Below are 17,499 nucleotides of genomic sequence, written 5' to 3' on the forward strand. Positions count from 1 at the left end.
AATTAATAACAGGTATAAGTCGGTTCAGAAAGAAGCATCACCACGAAGACACGAAGAACACGAAGAAATAAAACTTCGTGTTCTTCGTGTCTTCGTGGTGAATATTAAAGCTTTCACTAATGAGAAGTTGCAAATCATGCTCACAACTCGCGATGCTCTTTGGTTAGGCTGATAAAAATATCTTCCATCGACCTTTTTACCGGCGTCAGTTCCTGTAGTCCCCATCCGGAGGCAATGATAAGCGCGGCAATTTGTTCGGCAGGGTTAGCGGTTACGCTGTGGTGGATTTTGATCCGGTTTGTAGTAATGCTGTCGATAGAACTGACGCCGGGAACGGTCAATAAGCTGTTAATGTCGGGCGCCAGCCGGGTGCTGATTTGCAGCGTGCCGGTATCCATTTGCCGGTTGAGCCCGGCTATGGTTTCGTTCAGGATCAATTGTCCCTGATCAATGATTTGCACATGGGTGCAGGACTCCTGCACTTCGGTAAGTATATGAGTGGACAGAATGACGCCGTGGTCTTGTCCCAGTTCCCGGATTAAAGTGCGGATTTCCCTGATTTGAATCGGATCAAGGCCGACCGTCGGCTCATCAAGCACGATAACTTCGGGATTATGCAAGATAGCCTGGGCAATGCCGACACGCTGTTGAAAGCCTTTGGACAGATTGGCGATCAGCCGGTCGGCAACATCGGTTAATCCGCAACGCTCTTTGGTTCGTTTAATCGCAGCAGGGACGAAGTTTTTATCAATGCCGTGCAGTTGGGCGCAATAAAGCAGAAATTCCTGCACGGTTAACTCTTTGTATAGCGGGGGCGTATCGGGCAGATAGCCCAGATTCAGTTTGGCCGCTTTAGGTTGATCCAACAGATCGAAGCCGCTGATTTTAATTTGTCCGGCGCTGGGTGCGAGGTTGCCGCACAGCATTTGCATGGTGGTGGTTTTACCTGCGCCGTTGGCTCCTAAAAAACCGAGTACTTCGCCTTTGGCCAAGGTAAAGCTGACATCGTTAACGGCGCAATGATTGCCGTAATAACGGGTCAGGTGTTCGGCTTCAATGAGGGAAGTCATGCCGTGAGCTAAAGCTGTTGTAGCAGTTTTTGTATTTCGGCCTGAATTTTTTTACGGTAAAACAGAAACTTCCAGCGGGTGCCGCCGCATTGTTTCCAAAGAATGGCCGAACGTATCCCGGCCAGCAGACAGGCGCGTATTTTATTGACGATGTCGGGTCTGGATAAATATTCCTGTTCGCCATTGACCATGACTCTCGGCTGCATGGTACTGATAGTGGTGTGATAGATGTCGCCGAGATTGGCCAGTACATTCTCGTGCAGCCGGCCAAAGTGCTCCGATTGCGTCTGGGCGCGTTCAATGCCTGTAAAAATGCTTTTAAGCATGGCCGGTTGCTTGGACAATTGATTTTGCAGGAAAACCAGCGAGGCGGCATAGCGCGCCTGCTCCGGATTGGCGATTTTAAGGCCGGTCATTTGATCGTTAAGTTGTGCAATGCCCAGTTTAAGGCCGGATAATCCGCCGTAAACATTTTCTACGCCATGCTCGTCACTAATAAAAAGACTGCCGATACTGGCCTCAAAGGCGATTGAGTCGGTAGTGCCGGTTGTTGCCAGTTGCTGAACCAGCGCCGCTGCCTGGGCAATGCCGGCCAGCGCGATAGTTTGGTTGGTGATTGTATTTAATGGCATAGTTATCTTATATTGCCCATCACGTCTTTTGCCCAGTTGATGCTGTGAATATAGGTGTCGCCGATCACGGCTTGGTCAATATCCTTAAATGATATTGATGAAATATCCCAATGCTCATAACTGATAACACATTTAAGCGCTTCGCCGCCCAGTCCTCCTTTGTGCAATATCGCGGTAACAATATCGTCGGCCAAAGGCAGCTGGCTCAGGGCTTCATCCAAAGGCATGTCCAGCAAGCTATCCAGATTGGATAAAATGCCGATCAGGAAAAAATTGTCCGATTTATTGCCGCTCAGACTCGCCAATTCTTCGCACATTTTGCCGCGGATCAATGCGTTTTGCATGACCGCTTCCGGCTTGTTGGATAAGGATGCCAACGTCAATATATTGATCCAGCGTTTTATTTCCTTGAGTCCGAGATAGGAAATAGCATGGCTAATGGACGAGACTTTATTGGGCAGGGCGAAAAATGCGGAATTGATATAATGCAGCAGTTTATAGCTGAGCCCGACATCCACAGAGATTATCTTGGACAGGTCTTCAAATTCGACATCAGGATTGTTAACTGTGTTTAACAATTGAATAGCCGCTGATTGATTGACGCTGATGCGTTTGCCGGAAACTATATTCGGTTTGTTAAAGAAGAAACCCTGGAAATAATTACAACCCAATTCGAGCAGGTATTGGTACTCAGCATATGTTTCTACTTTTTCGGCAAGCAATTGTACATTGTAGGGCTTGAGTCGAGTAATCAGCTCTCGTGTTTTGGACTCGCCCATTTCAAGAATATCCAGCTTGATAATGTCGGCAAATTCGACCAACGGCGTCCATTCTTCGGAAAAGACAAAATCATCCAGGGCAATGATATAGCCTAGTTTTGACAGTTCTTTTAAGTTGGTAACGACTCTTGAGTCAATTTCAACATTTTCGAGCACCTCAATAACAATCCGGTCCTTAGGCAGATGTAAAGGAGTTTTGTCCAGAATATTCTGAGTTGTAAAGTTGATGAAGGCCTTATGAGGACCCACTATAGTGTTGAGTCCGAGTTCCAAAATAGTGTCGGTAATGACTTGATTGGTGGCTTGAGTGGCGCCGTCTTTATGATTCAGGTCAAAATCGTTGCCTCTAAAAAGGAGTTCATAGGCATAAATATTCAACTTTTGGTCAAAAATCTGTTGCCGCCCAATTATAATGTCTGCCATTTGAATTGCTTAAGGTATTAAATTTAAATATTTGTCGGTCAGGGTTACCCAAAGGGCATAAATAACGTAGTGTAACTCCATATATAGTTGAATTTATACCATGATTACCGGCTATCAGTCGAGTATGATATAAATGCATACTGTAAAGACGTTGCAATATAAGCCCCTAAACAATCCTAAGGAGACTGAAATGACTGAATCTGTATCGTTAACCGTGACCGGCATGAAGTGCGGCGGTTGTGAAACCAATGTAACCGGTAAGCTGCAAGCTATTGATGGCGTGTTGTCGGTTAAGGCATCAAGCAAAGACAATGAAGTTAACGTCGAATTCGATGCCGAAAAAACCAGCCTGGATGTTATCACTGACGCTATTACCGAAGCGGGTTTTAGTGTAGAGACATCGTAATATTAGAGGTAATTTAATGAATACAAAGACTTCCGACGAGTTGCGGTTATCCGTTTTAGGCATGCGTTGTGCCGGATGCGTCAGCGCAGTTGAGGGCGCCTTGGCGGCAGTTGAGGGCGTAACCTCGGTCAGCGTCAATTTTGCCGATCATTCCGCGGTGGTTAAAGGCCATGCCGACCCCGAACTGTTAAAGCAGGCGGTTAAGGCAGCCGGTTACGATGCGGCGGTGATGGAAGGTTTTGAAGACCCTTCCGAGCAGGAAGCACAGGAGCTGCAACGCTATCGCCAGCTAATGAAAAAAGCATCTGTGGCGGCGGTCTTTGGACTCGCATTGATGATAGCCGAACATCTTGGCTGGTTGCCGGAAATCGGTTCGCCGACAGGACTATGGGTGTGGCCGGAAATCGCCCTGATCACTTTAAGCATTTTGATTTATTCAGGTTGGCATTTTTACAGCGGCGCTTATAAATCGTTAATGCTGGGTCAAGCCAATATGGATACGTTGATTGCTCTGGGCACGGGCTCGGCGTGGCTGTATTCCTGTATTGTTATCGATTATTACGGAACCCTGCCATCGCTGGCGAAACACGCCTATTTTGAAGCCGCTGTGATGATCCTGGCCTTTATTAATCTGGGTTCCGGTTTGGAAACACTGGCCAGAGGCAAAACCTCCAGCGCCATTCGTCAACTGATCGGTCTGCAACCGCGTACAGCGCGCGTAATCAGGAATGGCGAAGAAGTCGATATTGCTATCGAGCAAGTAGGCTTGGGAGAGACTTTAAGAGTCAGGCCCGGCGAGAAAATCGCCGTTGACGGTGTACTGCTGGAAGGACATTCCACCGTTGATGAATCGATGCTGACCGGCGAATCGTTGCCGGTAGAAAAAACCGTGGGTGCGGAAGTGGTTGCCGGAACCATGAACCAGACCGGCAGTTTTTTGTTTACTGCAACCCGCATCGGTCGAGATACCGCACTGGCGCAGATTATTAAAAGCGTGAGGCAAGCGCAAAGCAGCAAGCCTGAAATCGCCCGCTTAGCGGATAAAATTTCCAGCATTTTTGTGCCGGCTGTGGTCGTGATTTCGGTGCTGACTTTTTTGCTTTGGTACACATTCGGGCCTGAGCCTTCGTTGGGTTACGCCTTTGTCACCTCAATGACCGTTTTGGTTATCGCCTGTCCCTGCGCATTGGGCTTGGCGACACCTATTTCGGTGATGGTCGCGGTAGGTAGGGCTGCTCAATCAGGCATTCTGATTCGTAAAGGCGAAGCATTGCAAACAGCGGGTAAATTAACCTGTCTGATACTCGATAAAACCGGTACGGTAACCGAAGGCAAGCCTACTGTTTCGGCGGTTGAAGCTGTCGGCGATATTAGCGAAGAGCAGGTGCTGCAATGGGCGGCGAGTATCGAATCAGGCTCCGAACATCCGTTGGCGGCGGCTATTTTGACGGCAGCGGGCGATAAGCAAATCAAGTTGGAAAAAGTTAAACAATTTGTCGCTGTCGCAGGTCACGGGGTGATGGCGATGATTAATGAACAGCATGTGTTGTTCGGAAACAAGGCCCTGATGGATCAGCAGGGCGTCAGCTTTACACCTTTTAACACTCGGTTGGAGGAATTGTCGGCCTTGGGTCAAACGCCGATGTTGCTTGCGGTAGACAATAAAATAACCGGTATTATTGCCGTTTCCGATCCGATCAAAAAGGATTCGGCACAGGCTGTACAGGTTTTGAAAAACCAGGGCGTGCGCATCATCATGGTAACCGGCGACAACCAGATAACCGCCAACGCGATAGCCAAGCAGGCCGGTATTTCCGAAGTTCGGGCGCAGGTATTGCCTCAGGATAAAGCGGCGGTGGTTAAAGAACTGCAACTGGCGGGCGAAATCGTCGGTATGGTCGGCGACGGTATTAACGATGCCCCTGCATTGGCGCAGGCTAATGTCGGTTTTGCGATCGGTACCGGTACCGATGTGGCTATTGAAAGCGCCGATGTGGTTATTTTGCAAGGCTCCCTGCTAAAAGTGCCTGAAGCCATTGAGTTATCCAAAGCGACAGTCGTCAACATCAAACAAAACCTGATCGGTGCATTTTTCTATAACACCATCAGCATTCCGGTCGCGGCAGGTTTGTTGTATCCGCTATTCGGCGTTTTGTTAAATCCGATGATTGCCGGTGCCGCTATGGCTATGTCTTCCGTGACTGTAGTCAGCAATGCCAATCGCTTGCGCTGGGCAAAATTTACCGAGAGCAAATAGCATTAGATATAGTGTCTGACATATTCACGGACGAATAGCCGCATCGGTGCATTCCGCTGTTGATATTGCTGGTAAGCCTGATCGACATCCACCGGCGTGATATGGGCATACACGCCGAATCCGGTTTTTGCAGTGAATTCATCACTTAAGATTTCGATAAACACCGTCCAGGATAAATCTGCTGTGTTTGGGTTTTGTGTTGTCATGGCTGTGCTCCTGAAAAAACAACTGAATTGATTTCAATATGCATCAAGCATAAAAAGTGCCGGTTTTGAAATAGCTTTATATGGCATTATGTTGGCGTATTGCTCTTCGGTTCTTTTGAGGAATATGACAATAAACCGGCAACTTTTTTCCGCGATTTATTAGTGATGTTTTGTGTTGATGACAGGTTATCGCAGTTGGGCGGATTGCCTAGCGGCGAATCCATCCTACAAATAATTCACGTTACAGCGTTAATAAAATTCAAAGACAGGTGCACTTCATATGCACCTGTTTGAGCTTTTCATGAGGGAATAGTATTTGATTTTTGACAGCAGACTATTTCGCTCAATGGATCCTATACCGATTAATCCCTTGGAAAATTATCTAATTAGTGCGCGATCCTATTAATGATCTCGCTGAATAATATAAAGCGACAGATCCCTTAACAAATCAGCTTCACTACCAAAAATACTCAAGTTATCCAGCGCTTGCTCATGCAACTCCTGGGCTTTTTGCTTAGCTCCGGCCAGACCTAACAGGGCGGGGTAGGTGGGTTTATTGTTATTCTGGTCTTTGCCTTGGGTTTTGCCCAATGTGGCGGTATCGCTTTCTTCGTCGAGAATGTCGTCTTTAACCTGGAACGATAAGCCTATGCATTTGGCATAATTATCCAGTTTTTTGGCAATAGCCGGGTCTATGTCGGCTTTCGCCAGAGTTGCCATATTAACGCTGGCACGGATCAATGCGCCGGTTTTATGGATATGCATATTTTCCAGTTCAGGCAGGGTCAAGCTGGTGCCTACGGACTGAAGATCGATGGCTTGTCCGCCCACCATGCCTTGGGAACCGCTGGCTTTAGTTAAAACTGTGATCATCTTCAAGCGGTTTTCTGCGCTTGCGGTGATGCTTGGATCATTGGCCAACGTTTCAAAAGCCAAGGCTTGCAATGCATCGCCGGTTAAAATAGCGGTTGCTTCATCGAAAGCCTTATGGCAGGTGGCCTTGCCGCGTCTGAGATCGTCGTCGTCCATCGCCGGCAGATCGTCATGTATTAAAGAATAAACATGGATGAATTCAACAGCGCAAGCCGGGCCATCTAAAGCTTCCGGTGCAATACCCAAGGTTTTTCCGGTGCAATAAGTCAGCATCGGGCGCATACGTTTGCCGCCGTCCAATGTACTGTAGCGCATGGCCTGATGCAGTTTTTGAGGCAGTATGTTTTCGCCGGGCAGGCGTGCGTCTAAAGCCTTTTCCACACGGTTTTGACAAAATTCAAGGTATTCTTTTAACGCATTACTCATCGGTAAAGGGCTCCAGGGTTTGAGTGCCGTTTTTTTCAATTAGAATTTGAACTTTCTGCTCAGCCTCTTGCAGGGCTTTTTGACAGGTGCGGGTCAAGTTAACCCCGCGCTCAAATGACTTTAACGATTCTTCCAGCGAAATATCGCCCTGTTCAAGCTGGGTGACCAGTTGCTCAAGTTCGGCGAGGGAATCTTCGAATAAAGTCGGGGTTTTCTTTTTCGGCATGAGATAAAAATATGTTTAATGATACGATGTATAACTGACTTGGCATTATATATGAAATCGAATTGTGAGTGATTAGGAAGTATGAGTAACGAATATAACGCGGCGGCAATTGAGGTTTTAAGCGGATTGGAGCCGGTGCGGAAACGCCCCGGCATGTACACGGACACGACAAGACCGAATCATCTGGTGCAGGAGGTCGTCGATAACAGCGTTGATGAAGCAATGGCAGGTCACGCCACGTCGATTGATGTGGTTTTGTATAAAGACGGCTCGGTACTGGTCAGCGATAACGGCCGCGGCATGCCGGTCGATATCCACCCCGAACAAGGCATTCCCGGCGTCGAAGTGATTTTGACCCAACTGCATGCGGGCGGAAAATTTTCCAATAAAAACTACCAGTTTTCCGGCGGCTTGCATGGTGTCGGCGTTTCTGTCGTTAACGCGTTGTCGGCAAAGCTGGAAATAGAAGTCAAAAGGAATGGCAAGATTTATCAAATGGAATTTGCCGATGGCGAAAAGCAGACCGAGCTGACCGAGAACGGTACAGTCGGCAAGAATAACACCGGCACGGCTGTCCGATTTTGGCCGAATGAAAAATATTTCGATTCCAATAAAATATCGGTTTTAAAACTTAAGCATGTATTGCGTGCCAAGGCTGTTTTATGTCCGGGCCTGAAAATTTCCTTGAAAGTCGATCAAACCGACGAAGAATATGTCTGGTGTTATCAGGACGGCCTCAAGGAATATTTGCTTGATCGCATCGGCGATATCGACTATAGCCCCGAACAGCCGTTTATGGGCAACATGGCCGCAAATCATGAAGCCGTTGAATGGGGCATCGTTTGGGCGATTGAAAATCCGCCGGAAGTATTGGCTGAAAGCTACGTAAACCTGGTGCCGACTGCGCAAGGCGGAACCCACGTTAATGGTTTGCGGGCAGGGTTGACCGAAGCGATGCGCGAATTTTGCGACATCAGGAATATCCTGCCGCGCGGCGTTAAAGTCGCGCCGGAAGATGTCTGGGAAAATTGCCATTTTGTGCTGTCGGTCAAATTGGAAGATCCGCAGTTTTCAGGGCAGACCAAGGAGCGGCTCAGTTCCCGTGAATGCGTGGCGTTTGTGTCCGGCGTGGCGAAAGACGGCTTCAGTCTGTGGTTAAACCAGAACCCAGCCGAAGGCGAGAAAATTGCCGAGATTATTATTTCCAGCGCCCAGAAGCGGCTGCGTTCCAATAAAAAAATCATCCGCAAAAAAATCACCTCCGGCCCCGCATTACCGGGTAAATTGGCCGACTGTTCGGCGCAGGATATAGCGCGGACCGAATTGTTCCTGGTAGAAGGAGACTCGGCCGGCGGTTCGGCCAAACAGGCGCGGGAACGCGATTTTCAGGCGATTATGCCGTTGCGCGGCAAGATTTTGAATACTTGGGAAGTCGAATCCAATCAAGTGATGGCGTCGCAGGAAGTTCATGACATTGCCGTGGCTTTGGGCATAGAGCCGGGGTCTTCCGATTTGCAGAATCTACGCTACGGCAAGGTATGCATTCTGGCCGATGCCGACTCGGACGGCAATCATATCGCCACGTTAATCTGCGCGTTGTTTTATCAGCATTTCAATGCGCTGGTGGTTGCCGGTCATGTTTTCGTCGCGATGCCGCCGTTGTATCGAATCGATGTCGGTAAGCGGGTGTTTTATGCATTGGATGAGGCTGAACGCCAAGGTGTGTTGGATCGTATTGTCGCCGAAAAACTCAAAGGCCAAGTCAATGTGCAGCGCTTTAAAGGCTTGGGTGAGATGAACCCAAGCCAGCTTCGGGAAACCACGATGAACCCGGACACTCGCAGATTGGTGCAATTAACGGTAGAGGAAGACGACGACACCAGCGGTCAGCTTGATTTATTGCTGGCTAAAAAACGTTCGCAAGACAGGAAAGTATGGCTGGAAACCAAGGGGAATTTGGCGGATATTATCTGATGTAAGGCTTGTCTTCGTGGTGAAAATTTCTTGCAGGATTTAATGTGATCGATTCGCTACCTTATTTAAAGGCTTCCGATTTTCCAGCCATTACGCGCAATAAATTGGAGATTTTACAGGTCAACTTGGGTTATCTATGTAACTTAAGCTGCACCCATTGTCATGTCAATGCGGGGCCTAAGCGCACTGAATTAATGGACAAAGCCACTATCGATCAGGTTTTGGCTTTTATCGACAATTATAAAATTCATACTCTGGATTTAACCGGCGGCGCGCCGGAAATGAATCCGCATTTCCGTTATCTGGTAACAGAGGCAAGAAGTCGCGATTTAAAGATTATCGATCGCTGTAACCTGGTTATTCTGCTTGAACAGGGTTTTGAGAACACGGCTGATTTCCTGGCCGAAAACCGGGTTGAAATCGTTGCTTCATTACCTTGTTATCTTAAAGAAAACGTTGATAAACAGCGAGGCAAAGGCACGTTTAACGCCAGTATAAAGGCTTTGCAATTATTAAACGGGCTGGATTATGGTCAGGACAATAGCGGTCTTGAATTGAACTTGGTGTTTAATCCGCAAGGCGCGACCTTGCCGCCTGAACAGCAGGCTTTAGAGCAGACTTACAAACAACACTTGTATGAACATTACAGCATTGTATTTAATCATTTATTTGCTATGACCAATTTACCGATACAACGGTTTGGCAGCGTTTTACTCAGTACAGGCCGGTTTGATGATTATTTGCAGTTACTCAAGGATAATTTTCATGCGCCCAATTTGGGCAAGGTCATGTGTAAAAATACTTTGAGCGTTGACTGGCAAGGTTTTGTTTATGATTGCGACTTTAATCAAATGTTGCACTTGCCCCTGAGCGGTAATCAAAAAATGCATCTGTCGCTGGTGACGGAATTAGTGGGTAAAACGATTGCTACTATGCAACATTGTTACGGCTGCACCGCAGGGCAAGGCAGTAGTTGCGGCGGGGCAATCGACTGATTTTTTTAAATGTTTTTCATCACGAATCACAGGAAGTTTTATGTCTTTTCGTGGTGAGAGCTTCTTTTAACTATTGGAGGCCACATGACTATAGAAACCGGAGTTTTAGAGCGTTATTCACAAGGCGCGGAATCGATACAAGCGGATTTATGTTGCCCCGTCGATTATGACCGTAAATTACTGGCATTATTGCCGCAGGAAATTATCGACAAGGATTACGGTTGCGGCGATCCATCCCGTTATGTACAAAGCGGCGATGTGGTGCTGGATTTAGGTTCAGGTTCGGGCAAAATCTGCTACATGGCCGCGCAATTGGTAGGTAGTACCGGCAAGGTCATCGGCGTTGATATGAATGACGACATGCTCGCACTGGCCAGAAAGTATCAGCCGGAAATGGCTGAAAAATTAGGTTCGGATCGGGTCGAGTTTGTGAAAGGGCAGATTCAGGATTTGGCCCTGGATTTGGCTGCCATGAATCGGCATTTAGCCGAACATCCGGTGCGGCGCGCCGAAGATGTGATTGCCCTGCGCGCGTGGCAGGAGCAACAGCGCAAGGAACAGCCGTTAATTAAGGACAACAGCGTCGATTTGGTGGTGTCCAATTGTGTGCTGAATCTGGTGCATGACAGCGACAAGGCGCAGTTGATTAAGGAAATATTCCGGGTGGTCAAGCCGGGTGGCCGCGTCGCCATTTCCGATATTGTCAGTGACGAATCGGTGCCGCAACATTTAAAAGACGACCAACAGCTGTGGAGCGGCTGTATTTCCGGCGCTGTGCAGGAGCATGAGTTTTTGCAGGCTTTTATAGCGGCCGGTTTTGTTGCGGTCAGCTTTGATAAGTGGGAGGCTCAGCCTTGGCAGGTGGTTGAAGGTATCGAATTTCGATCCGTGACTATTACCGCGATAAAACCCCATGATGAACCTTGCCTTGATAGAGGCCATGCAGTAATTTACCGGGGGCCTTTTGCCAAGACTTATGATGATGAAGGTCATGTCTTTTTGCGCGGCCAGCGTATGGCGGTATGTGAGCGCAGTTATAATTTACTCACCGGTGCCACTTATGCCGACCAGTTTATCGGTATTGCTCCTGCCCAGGAAAGAACACCGCAGAATTGGTGCCATGCGCCGGGTACGTTAAGAGCGGCCTCTGAAACCAAAGGTTCGGCGCATAAAGCCGATAGCGGGTCCTGTTGCTGTTAGGAGCCGAATTCGAAGTAGGTTAAGAGTGAATCATTAAACAATCGCCAAGCTTGGACGAAATAAGGATGATGTCTCCGTATTCAGGATGTTGGCTGCATTTGGCTGCAAGCATCCCGGCGTGCTCAACCCGTTCAATTTCGTCGTATATATCGTCGGAGATTTCTGCGTATTGCTGTACTGTGAGGGGGGTTATCTTTACTTCTTTCATTCAGATAGTCTCCGCTAGATTAAATGAAAAATGGCTATATAAGATGACTTTGTTCATGCCAAATTATTGCGAATTTCAATCTACCATACCCAAATGTAAGCAATCCCTTACAATTAAAGGTTTATTTCTAATGGATAGGTCTTTTTTTCAATGAATTGCAATCATTGATTGCAATTCATTTTGCTGCTGCTCTATTATTAATATAAATTCGAGACACGGGTGTTAGTTCAATGGCAAATTTAGTCGTTAGAAATATTGATGAGGAGGTTGTTAGTGCTTTAAAGGAAAGAGCCGGACGTTTTGGGCGTAGTGCCGAAGCAGAGCATCGTTTGATATTAACCAACGCATTGCTGAGGACGAAGAAAAAATCATTTGCGGAGGTGATTGCCGCTATGCCTGATGTGGGTGAAGACACTGATTTTGAGCGTCCACAAGGTGCCGGCGGGAATAATGTATTTGATTGATATCGATGTTATTAGTGAAGCCAGAAAAGGACAGACGGCGAATAATGGCGTTAAAAAGTTTTTTGAAGAGGTTGCGCTTAAAGAGCAACCCGTCTATCTCAGCGCTGTAACAATCGGCGAGTTAAGGCAAGGAATCGAAAACATTAAATACCGTGGCAATGGAAAACAAGCCATGGTTTTAGAGAGCTGGTTAAATATGATTCTTACCGAGTATCAGGATTATGTATTGGATTTTGATTGTGAAATTGCCCAAGTATGGGGAAAGTTAAGGGTGCCGTATCTTGGTAATATACTAGCAAGGCAAATTGCAGCAACTGCCTTAATACATGATTTAACGGTTGTTACCGGTAATACAGACGAATTTAAAGCGTGTGGGGTAAAACTATACAATCCATTTGCAATGGGAAAAAGATAGTCCGTTGCATAATGAATTTATCGTACCGCTCCATATGCTATCAGGATAAAGTGTGAGCCCCGAGTTACCAGAAAACAGTTTTGACGTAAAAGCGTTTTTAAAGAATCTGACCACGCGCCCCGGCATTTATAAGATGCTTAATGATAAGGGCGAGATTATTTATATCGGCAAGGCCAAGAATCTTAAAAATCGCGTTTCCAGTTATTTTAAGAAACAAACCGCTTCGACTAAGCAACACCGGATGGTGCCCAAGATTGCGGGCATTGAAGTCACTGTGACGCATACTGAAGGTGAGGCTTTATTGCTGGAATGTCAGCAGATCAAACGCCATAAGCCCCCATACAATATCTGTTTAAGGGATGATAAATCTTATCCTTATATCTATCTGTCCACTGATCATGATTTCCCCCAGATCACGTTGCATCGGGGTGCAAAAAAGAAAAGAGGAAGATATTTCGGCCCTTATCCAGGCATTGGCGCTATTAAAGAAAGTCTTAAGCTGCTGCAACGGATTTTTCAGGTCAGGCAATGCGACGATTCTATTTACAACAACCGCTCCCGGCCGTGTTTGCAGCACCAGATAGAGCGCTGCACTGCACCTTGCGTCGGTTTAATCGATAAAGCCGCTTATGCGATGGATGTTGATAGCACCATACTGTTCCTTGAAGGCAAGGGAAGTTTATTGATTGATCAATTAATAGTTAATATGGAGGAGGCAGCGCGTAACCTTGAATATGAGCAGGCCGCAGGTTTCAGGGATCAGATCGTAAAATTGCGTTCGGTGCTGGAAAAACATTTCGTGCTCGGTGAACGGGGCGATGTCGATGTTATCGCCTGTGCGGCTAAAGCCGGTGTGGCTTGTGTGCAGGTGTTTTTTATCCGCAACGGCCAGCATTTGGGTAATAAGGTGTTTTTTCCAAAAATAACCGAGGAACATGATCAGGCTGCTATTATCCAGGCTTTTATTGCGCAATATTATCTGGATAAACAAGTGCCTCATGAATTAATTGTCAGTCATCAGCCGGAAGAAGCCGATTTGCTAAAGGATGTGCTGACGGTCCAAGCAAAACATGCGGTGGCTATTTCCAATAATGTCAGGGGTGAACGCTTAAAGTGGCTACAAATGACTTGTACCAATGCGGAAAACTCATTGATGAGCAAGCTATCCGATAAACAGGGGATTTATGCCCGCTTTCTTAGTTTGCAGGAAGAACTGGGCTGCCAGGAACTGCCAAAACGCCTGGAATGCTTTGATATTAGCCATACCCAGGGTGATCAAACGGTTGCATCCTGCGTGGTTTTTGACCGGGAAGGTCCGGTAAAGTCGGCTTATCGGCGTTTTAATATCGAAGGCATAACCGGCGGCGACGATTATGCGGCCATTCATCAGGCGGTGTTCAGGCGCTTTAAAAGACTGAAACAGGGAGAACATGCGGCACCGGATATATTGCTGATAGACGGCGGAAAAGGTCAGGTGCATGAAGCGCAAAAGGCATTGGCGGAATTAGACATAAACAATGTTATGATAGTCGGTGTTTCCAAAGGGCCGGATAGAAAACCCGGTATGGAAAAGCTGATACTGGTAGATCAGGAGCAGCCGATAGATATAAGCCCTGGAGCCAGCGGTTTGTTGTTGATTCAGCATATTCGAGACGAGGCGCATCGGTTTGCGATAACAGGACACCGGCAGCGTAGAGGCAAGGCTAAAAAACAATCGGCTATGGAAGCTATTCCGGGATTGGGGCCTAAACGGCGACAGGTTTTATTGAAACAATTTGGGGGGCTGCAAGGTATTTCACAGGCTGGCGTGGATGCTCTTTGCAGTGTGGACGGTATAAGCCGTCAATTAGCACAACGGATTTACGAACTATTTCATCATCAAGATGATAATTGAATTGAACATACCGACAAATCTCACGCTGTTAAGGATCGCGTTAATTCCGTTATTAACCGTGGTTTTTTACCTGCCTTGGGCTTATTCCAATGTCGCTTGCATGCTGATTTTTTTAGCGGCGGGGATTACCGATTGGCTGGACGGCTATCTTGCCAGGAAAATGCAGCTGGAAACACCTTTCGGGGCTTTTTTAGATCCGGTAGCGGATAAGTTGATGGTGGCCATGGTTCTGGTTCTGATCGTTCAGCAGCAGGGCAGTCCTTACTTGGCTATCCCTGCCGCAGTTATTATCGGTCGGGAAATAACCATAGCTTCTCTTAGGGAGTGGATGGCGGAGATCGGTCAGCGGGCGCAGGTTAAAGTTTCTCAATTAGGCAAATGGAAAACTACAGCGCAGATGTTGGCGATTGGCATGTTGTTATATCGTGAAGATTTATTGGGTATTCCGATAAATTATTGCGGTTACGGTTTGTTGTACATTGCAGCCATATTGACATTATGGTCTATGGTTAATTACTTAAGCGCGGCTCTGGCCGTGTTGACCACAAAATAAATTTTATACTTGTGAGTCTATGACATATAGACCATATGAATTTTCACCCACATACAAATAATACAGCGCATTGAATCAGCTGTGAAAGAAGAACATGGATCAGGAAATAGAAAATATTCAGATAGAATCTGAAGTGCAGAATGAGATATTGTTGGCAGCCTTAAAGCTGTTCGTAGAAAAAGGCTATTTCAATACCTCGTTAATCGATATTAAAGATGCGGTTGGTATAGAAACCATCGGCACAATCTATCAGCACTTCAAAACCAAACAGATGATTGCCGCGCAGTTGCATGCAAATATTCTCGACAGCTTAAGCGTCTCTATTGATGACATAAGGTGTAAGAATGAAAAACCATCCGAGCAATTACGTGGCATAGTCGATCTGTTATTCAAATTGACCGATGAGGCGCCGAATGTCATGCGGTTTCTGTTGATTTTAAACATCAAGGAATTTTTGCCGGAAGCAAAGCCGTTACATGAAACTGCGGCGGTCATAAAAATCATCAGGATCATTGAATCCGGTATTAAAGTTGGCGAAATCCGTAATGTTACCCCACAGTTAGGCTATGCCGAGTTTTTTGGCATTATTGATAACACTCTGCGACTGGTGTTAAGCGGGTTTCTGGACAGGAAGGCCGATTTTTACCAATCGCAGACGTGGCTGGCGGCATGGAATACCATCGTCAAAAAGTGATTTAGCTTGGCTTCAGTATCTTCCTGACGCAGTTTTTGCTTGGCTATTGTCAGTGGTTTTAAGCTTTAAGCGCCATATTAAGGAGCGATTAGATGCCATGCCTTGAGACGGCTTATGTATGCAGGTTGGAGAAAAATGATGGGTGATGTAGTTCAGTTTAAACGCCCCAAACCATCACAATTACACAAAGGCAATACCCTATGCCGAAGTAATTTTCATAAATGGGAGGTTTTAAACGAAAAGCAGTTTGATGTGAAACAGGGAAAGCTGATTACTGTTTATCGGTGTAAGCGCTGCGGAAAGATAAAATCTAAAGCGCTTTAACGGCAATTGCCGTTAAAGCGCTTTTTTACAACAAATTACCTCGGTAGTTCCGACGTTCCCATCAGAAACTCGTCCACGGCTCTGGCGGCTTGCCTGCCTTCGCGTATCGCCCACACTACCAGGGATTGTCCGCGTCTTCCGTCACCTGCGGCAAATACTTTATCAACGGATGTGCGATATTGTTTGTCGTTGGCTTTGATGTTATTACGCTCCAGTTCAACGCCCAGCTCTTTTAACAAGCCTTCGTGTACAGGGTGAACAAAGCCCATCGCTAAAAACACAATATCGGCTTCCAGCGTGAAAGCGCTGTCAGGCTTCTCGCTCATTTTCCATTGTCCACCCTCTTGTTTCCATTCCACTTCAACTGCATTCAGATGGGTTATTTTCCCGTCTTTGCCGGTAACGCTTTCGGTATTAACGCTAAAGTAACGTTTTTTAATACCTTCATCATGTGAAGATGTAGTGCGCAGTTTGTTGGGCCACAGCGGCCACGTGAGCAATTTATTTTCTTTTTCGGGCGGTTGCGGCAAAATTTCGAGTTGTACGACAGATGCGGCGCCTTGGCGAATCGATGTGCCTATGCAATCGGAACCGGTATCGCCGCCGCCGATGACTACGACGTGTTTATCGGTCGCGCTAATGATGTCATCCTCGGCTATGACGTCTCCAGCGTTGCGCTTGTTTTGCTGGCGCAAAAAGTCCATTGCAAAATAAACGCCTTGATATTCATTGCGCCCGGAAACTTCCAGATCACGCGGTTTTTCAGAGCCTACCGCCAAAACCACGGCATCGTACTCGGCGAGTATTTTTTGTGCGGGAATGTCTGTGCCGATATGGCTGTTGGGCCTGAATCTGACTCCTTCGGCCTGCATTTGCGCAATGCGCCTGTCGATGTGCGTTTTTTCCATCTTGAAATCAGGAATGCCGTAGCGCAATAAGCCGCCGATACGGTCATTCTTTTCATAGACTACGACTTCGTGTCCGGCGCGCGCGAGCTGTTGAGCACAAGCCAATCCTGATGGTCCCGAGCCTATTACGGCTACGCGTTTGCCGGTGCGTTTTTCCGGAATTTGCGGTTTTACCCAGCCCATTGCCCAGCCTTTATCGATAATTGCGCATTCTATCGATTTAATGGTCACCGGCTGATCTTGCAAATTGAGTGTGCAAGCCGCTTCACAGGGCGCAGGACAGATGCGTCCGGTAAATTCAGGGAAATTATTGGTGCTGTGTAAGATTTCCAGGGCCTGCTGCCAATCTCCTCGATAAACTCCATCATTCCAATCGGGGATAATATTGTTTACGGGACAGCCTTGATGGCAAAAAGGGATGCCGCAATCCATGCATCTCGAACCTTGCTGCGCCACTTCGGCATCGCTAGGGGATAGCGTAAATTCGCGATAATGCTGGATACGATCACTGGGCGATGCATAATGCCGTTCAGTGCGCGGTAGTTCCATAAACCCGGTTGGTTTACCCATCT

18 protein-coding genes are annotated in these 17,499 nt (G+C 47.0%); 10 read left to right on the top strand and 8 right to left on the bottom strand.

Going from position 1 to position 17,499, the window contains the following annotated elements; translation table 11 throughout:
• Window positions 1–140: 140 nt before the first annotated feature.
• From V7051_RS14730 to V7051_RS14740, 3 genes are read right to left on the bottom strand one after another with little or no spacing between them, the layout of a single operon-like run.
• Entirely contained in the window at window positions 141–1,070 is a 930-nt protein-coding gene (locus tag V7051_RS14730; RefSeq protein ID WP_333876200.1) for an ABC transporter ATP-binding protein, read from the bottom strand.
• A gap of 8 nt (window positions 1,071–1,078) precedes the next feature.
• On the bottom strand, window positions 1,079–1,702 hold the full coding sequence (gene hflD / locus V7051_RS14735; RefSeq protein ID WP_333876203.1) for a high frequency lysogenization protein HflD: 624 nt from the start codon (window positions 1,700–1,702) through the stop codon (window positions 1,079–1,081).
• Window positions 1,703–1,704: 2 nt separating this feature from the next.
• Window positions 1,705–2,904, bottom strand: a complete 1,200-nt coding sequence (locus V7051_RS14740) for an EAL and HDOD domain-containing protein (RefSeq protein WP_333876204.1) — start codon at window positions 2,902–2,904, stop codon at window positions 1,705–1,707.
• A gap of 190 nt (window positions 2,905–3,094) precedes the next feature.
• On the opposite strand from V7051_RS14740, the gene V7051_RS14745 reads away from it, so the two are divergent.
• Together V7051_RS14745 and V7051_RS14750 are read left to right on the top strand one after the other, a co-directional pair.
• Window positions 3,095–3,310, top strand: coding sequence for a heavy-metal-associated domain-containing protein (locus V7051_RS14745; RefSeq protein ID WP_333876206.1), 216 nt, complete (start codon window positions 3,095–3,097; stop codon window positions 3,308–3,310).
• Window positions 3,311–3,326: 16 nt separating this feature from the next.
• Window positions 3,327–5,567 carry a heavy metal translocating P-type ATPase gene (locus tag V7051_RS14750; protein WP_333876209.1) on the top strand — a complete coding sequence of 747 codons (2,241 nt, stop codon included), beginning with the start codon at window positions 3,327–3,329 and terminating at the stop codon, window positions 5,565–5,567.
• A 2-nt stretch (window positions 5,568–5,569) separates the two neighbouring features.
• On the opposite strand, the gene V7051_RS14755 is transcribed toward V7051_RS14750, so the two are convergent.
• From V7051_RS14755 to V7051_RS14765, 3 genes are all read right to left on the bottom strand, one after another.
• Window positions 5,570–5,773 (bottom strand): hypothetical protein, encoded by a 204-nt coding sequence (locus V7051_RS14755; protein WP_333876211.1) that lies wholly within the window; start codon window positions 5,771–5,773, stop codon window positions 5,570–5,572.
• A gap of 402 nt (window positions 5,774–6,175) precedes the next feature.
• Window positions 6,176–7,072, bottom strand: a complete 897-nt coding sequence (gene ispA / locus V7051_RS14760) for a (2E,6E)-farnesyl diphosphate synthase (RefSeq protein WP_333876213.1) — start codon at window positions 7,070–7,072, stop codon at window positions 6,176–6,178.
• On the bottom strand, window positions 7,065–7,298 hold the full coding sequence (locus V7051_RS14765) for an exodeoxyribonuclease VII small subunit (RefSeq protein WP_292433085.1): 234 nt from the start codon (window positions 7,296–7,298) through the stop codon (window positions 7,065–7,067). Before V7051_RS14765 ends, ispA begins: the two co-directional genes overlap by 8 nt.
• 81 nt (window positions 7,299–7,379) lie before the next feature.
• On the opposite strand from V7051_RS14765, the gene parE reads away from it, so the two are divergent.
• The 3 genes from parE to V7051_RS14780 all read left to right on the top strand — a co-directional run bounded on the left by parE (window position 7,380) and on the right by V7051_RS14780 (window position 11,467).
• Window positions 7,380–9,272 carry a DNA topoisomerase IV subunit B gene (gene parE / locus V7051_RS14770; RefSeq protein WP_333876218.1) on the top strand — a complete coding sequence of 631 codons (1,893 nt, stop codon included), beginning with the start codon at window positions 7,380–7,382 and terminating at the stop codon, window positions 9,270–9,272.
• A gap of 44 nt (window positions 9,273–9,316) precedes the next feature.
• The gene (gene arsS, locus V7051_RS14775; protein ID WP_333876219.1) at window positions 9,317–10,267 is read left to right on the top strand and encodes an arsenosugar biosynthesis radical SAM (seleno)protein ArsS; all 951 of its coding nucleotides are present in this window, start codon (window positions 9,317–9,319) and stop codon (window positions 10,265–10,267) included.
• An 84-nt stretch (window positions 10,268–10,351) separates the two neighbouring features.
• Window positions 10,352–11,467, top strand: a complete 1,116-nt coding sequence (locus V7051_RS14780; protein ID WP_333876221.1) for a methyltransferase domain-containing protein — start codon at window positions 10,352–10,354, stop codon at window positions 11,465–11,467.
• Between the two features lie 19 nt (window positions 11,468–11,486).
• Here the strand turns inward: V7051_RS14780 and V7051_RS14785 are convergent, their stop codons facing one another.
• Window positions 11,487–11,675 (bottom strand): hypothetical protein, encoded by a 189-nt coding sequence (locus V7051_RS14785; protein WP_333876223.1) that lies wholly within the window; start codon window positions 11,673–11,675, stop codon window positions 11,487–11,489.
• Window positions 11,676–11,905: 230 nt separating this feature from the next.
• Between V7051_RS14785 and V7051_RS14790 the strand changes: the two genes are divergently transcribed.
• From V7051_RS14790 to V7051_RS14810, 5 genes are all read left to right on the top strand, one after another.
• Window positions 11,906–12,139, top strand: coding sequence for a FitA-like ribbon-helix-helix domain-containing protein (locus V7051_RS14790; protein ID WP_333876225.1), 234 nt, complete (start codon window positions 11,906–11,908; stop codon window positions 12,137–12,139).
• Window positions 12,126–12,554, top strand: a complete 429-nt coding sequence (locus V7051_RS14795) for a type II toxin-antitoxin system VapC family toxin (protein WP_333876227.1) — start codon at window positions 12,126–12,128, stop codon at window positions 12,552–12,554. The genes V7051_RS14790 and V7051_RS14795 overlap by 14 nt, the downstream gene beginning before the upstream one ends.
• A 52-nt stretch (window positions 12,555–12,606) precedes the next feature.
• A complete protein-coding gene (gene uvrC / locus V7051_RS14800) occupies window positions 12,607–14,448 on the top strand; it encodes an excinuclease ABC subunit UvrC (protein WP_333876229.1) in 1,842 nt (613 codons plus the stop codon).
• A complete protein-coding gene (gene pgsA / locus V7051_RS14805) occupies window positions 14,438–15,001 on the top strand; it encodes a CDP-diacylglycerol--glycerol-3-phosphate 3-phosphatidyltransferase (protein ID WP_333876231.1) in 564 nt (187 codons plus the stop codon). Before uvrC ends, pgsA begins: the two co-directional genes overlap by 11 nt.
• Before the next feature lie 94 nt (window positions 15,002–15,095).
• Entirely contained in the window at window positions 15,096–15,695 is a 600-nt protein-coding gene (locus V7051_RS14810; protein WP_333876233.1) for a TetR/AcrR family transcriptional regulator, read from the top strand.
• 359 nt (window positions 15,696–16,054) lie between these two features.
• Here the strand turns inward: V7051_RS14810 and V7051_RS14815 are convergent, their stop codons facing one another.
• Complete coding sequence (locus tag V7051_RS14815; RefSeq protein WP_333876234.1) at window positions 16,055–17,497, bottom strand: glutamate synthase subunit beta; 1,443 nt, start codon at window positions 17,495–17,497, stop codon at window positions 16,055–16,057.
• Window positions 17,498–17,499 lie beyond the last annotated feature (2 nt).

Source organism: Methylobacter sp., from assembly GCF_036845245.1.
Taxonomy (GTDB): Bacteria; Pseudomonadota; Gammaproteobacteria; order Methylococcales; family Methylomonadaceae; genus Methylobacter_A.

Coding starts and splice junctions, on each gene's coding strand:
- V7051_RS14730 (WP_333876200.1), bottom strand. CDS start 1,070: ATGACTTCCCTCATTGAAGCCGAACACCTGACCCGTTATTACGGCAAT.
- hflD (WP_333876203.1), bottom strand. CDS start 1,702: ATGCCATTAAATACAATCACCAACCAAACTATCGCGCTGGCCGGCATT.
- V7051_RS14740 (WP_333876204.1), bottom strand. CDS start 2,904: ATGGCAGACATTATAATTGGGCGGCAACAGATTTTTGACCAAAAGTTG.
- V7051_RS14745 (WP_333876206.1), top strand. CDS start 3,095: ATGACTGAATCTGTATCGTTAACCGTGACCGGCATGAAGTGCGGCGGT.
- V7051_RS14750 (WP_333876209.1), top strand. CDS start 3,327: ATGAATACAAAGACTTCCGACGAGTTGCGGTTATCCGTTTTAGGCATG.
- V7051_RS14755 (WP_333876211.1), bottom strand. CDS start 5,773: ATGACAACACAAAACCCAAACACAGCAGATTTATCCTGGACGGTGTTT.
- ispA (WP_333876213.1), bottom strand. CDS start 7,072: ATGAGTAATGCGTTAAAAGAATACCTTGAATTTTGTCAAAACCGTGTG.
- V7051_RS14765 (WP_292433085.1), bottom strand. CDS start 7,298: ATGCCGAAAAAGAAAACCCCGACTTTATTCGAAGATTCCCTCGCCGAA.
- parE (WP_333876218.1), top strand. CDS start 7,380: ATGAGTAACGAATATAACGCGGCGGCAATTGAGGTTTTAAGCGGATTG.
- V7051_RS14780 (WP_333876221.1), top strand. CDS start 10,352: ATGACTATAGAAACCGGAGTTTTAGAGCGTTATTCACAAGGCGCGGAA.
- V7051_RS14785 (WP_333876223.1), bottom strand. CDS start 11,675: ATGAAAGAAGTAAAGATAACCCCCCTCACAGTACAGCAATACGCAGAA.
- V7051_RS14790 (WP_333876225.1), top strand. CDS start 11,906: ATGGCAAATTTAGTCGTTAGAAATATTGATGAGGAGGTTGTTAGTGCT.
- V7051_RS14795 (WP_333876227.1), top strand. CDS start 12,126: ATGTATTTGATTGATATCGATGTTATTAGTGAAGCCAGAAAAGGACAG.
- pgsA (WP_333876231.1), top strand. CDS start 14,438: ATGATAATTGAATTGAACATACCGACAAATCTCACGCTGTTAAGGATC.
- V7051_RS14810 (WP_333876233.1), top strand. CDS start 15,096: ATGGATCAGGAAATAGAAAATATTCAGATAGAATCTGAAGTGCAGAAT.
- V7051_RS14815 (WP_333876234.1), bottom strand. CDS start 17,497: ATGGGTAAACCAACCGGGTTTATGGAACTACCGCGCACTGAACGGCAT.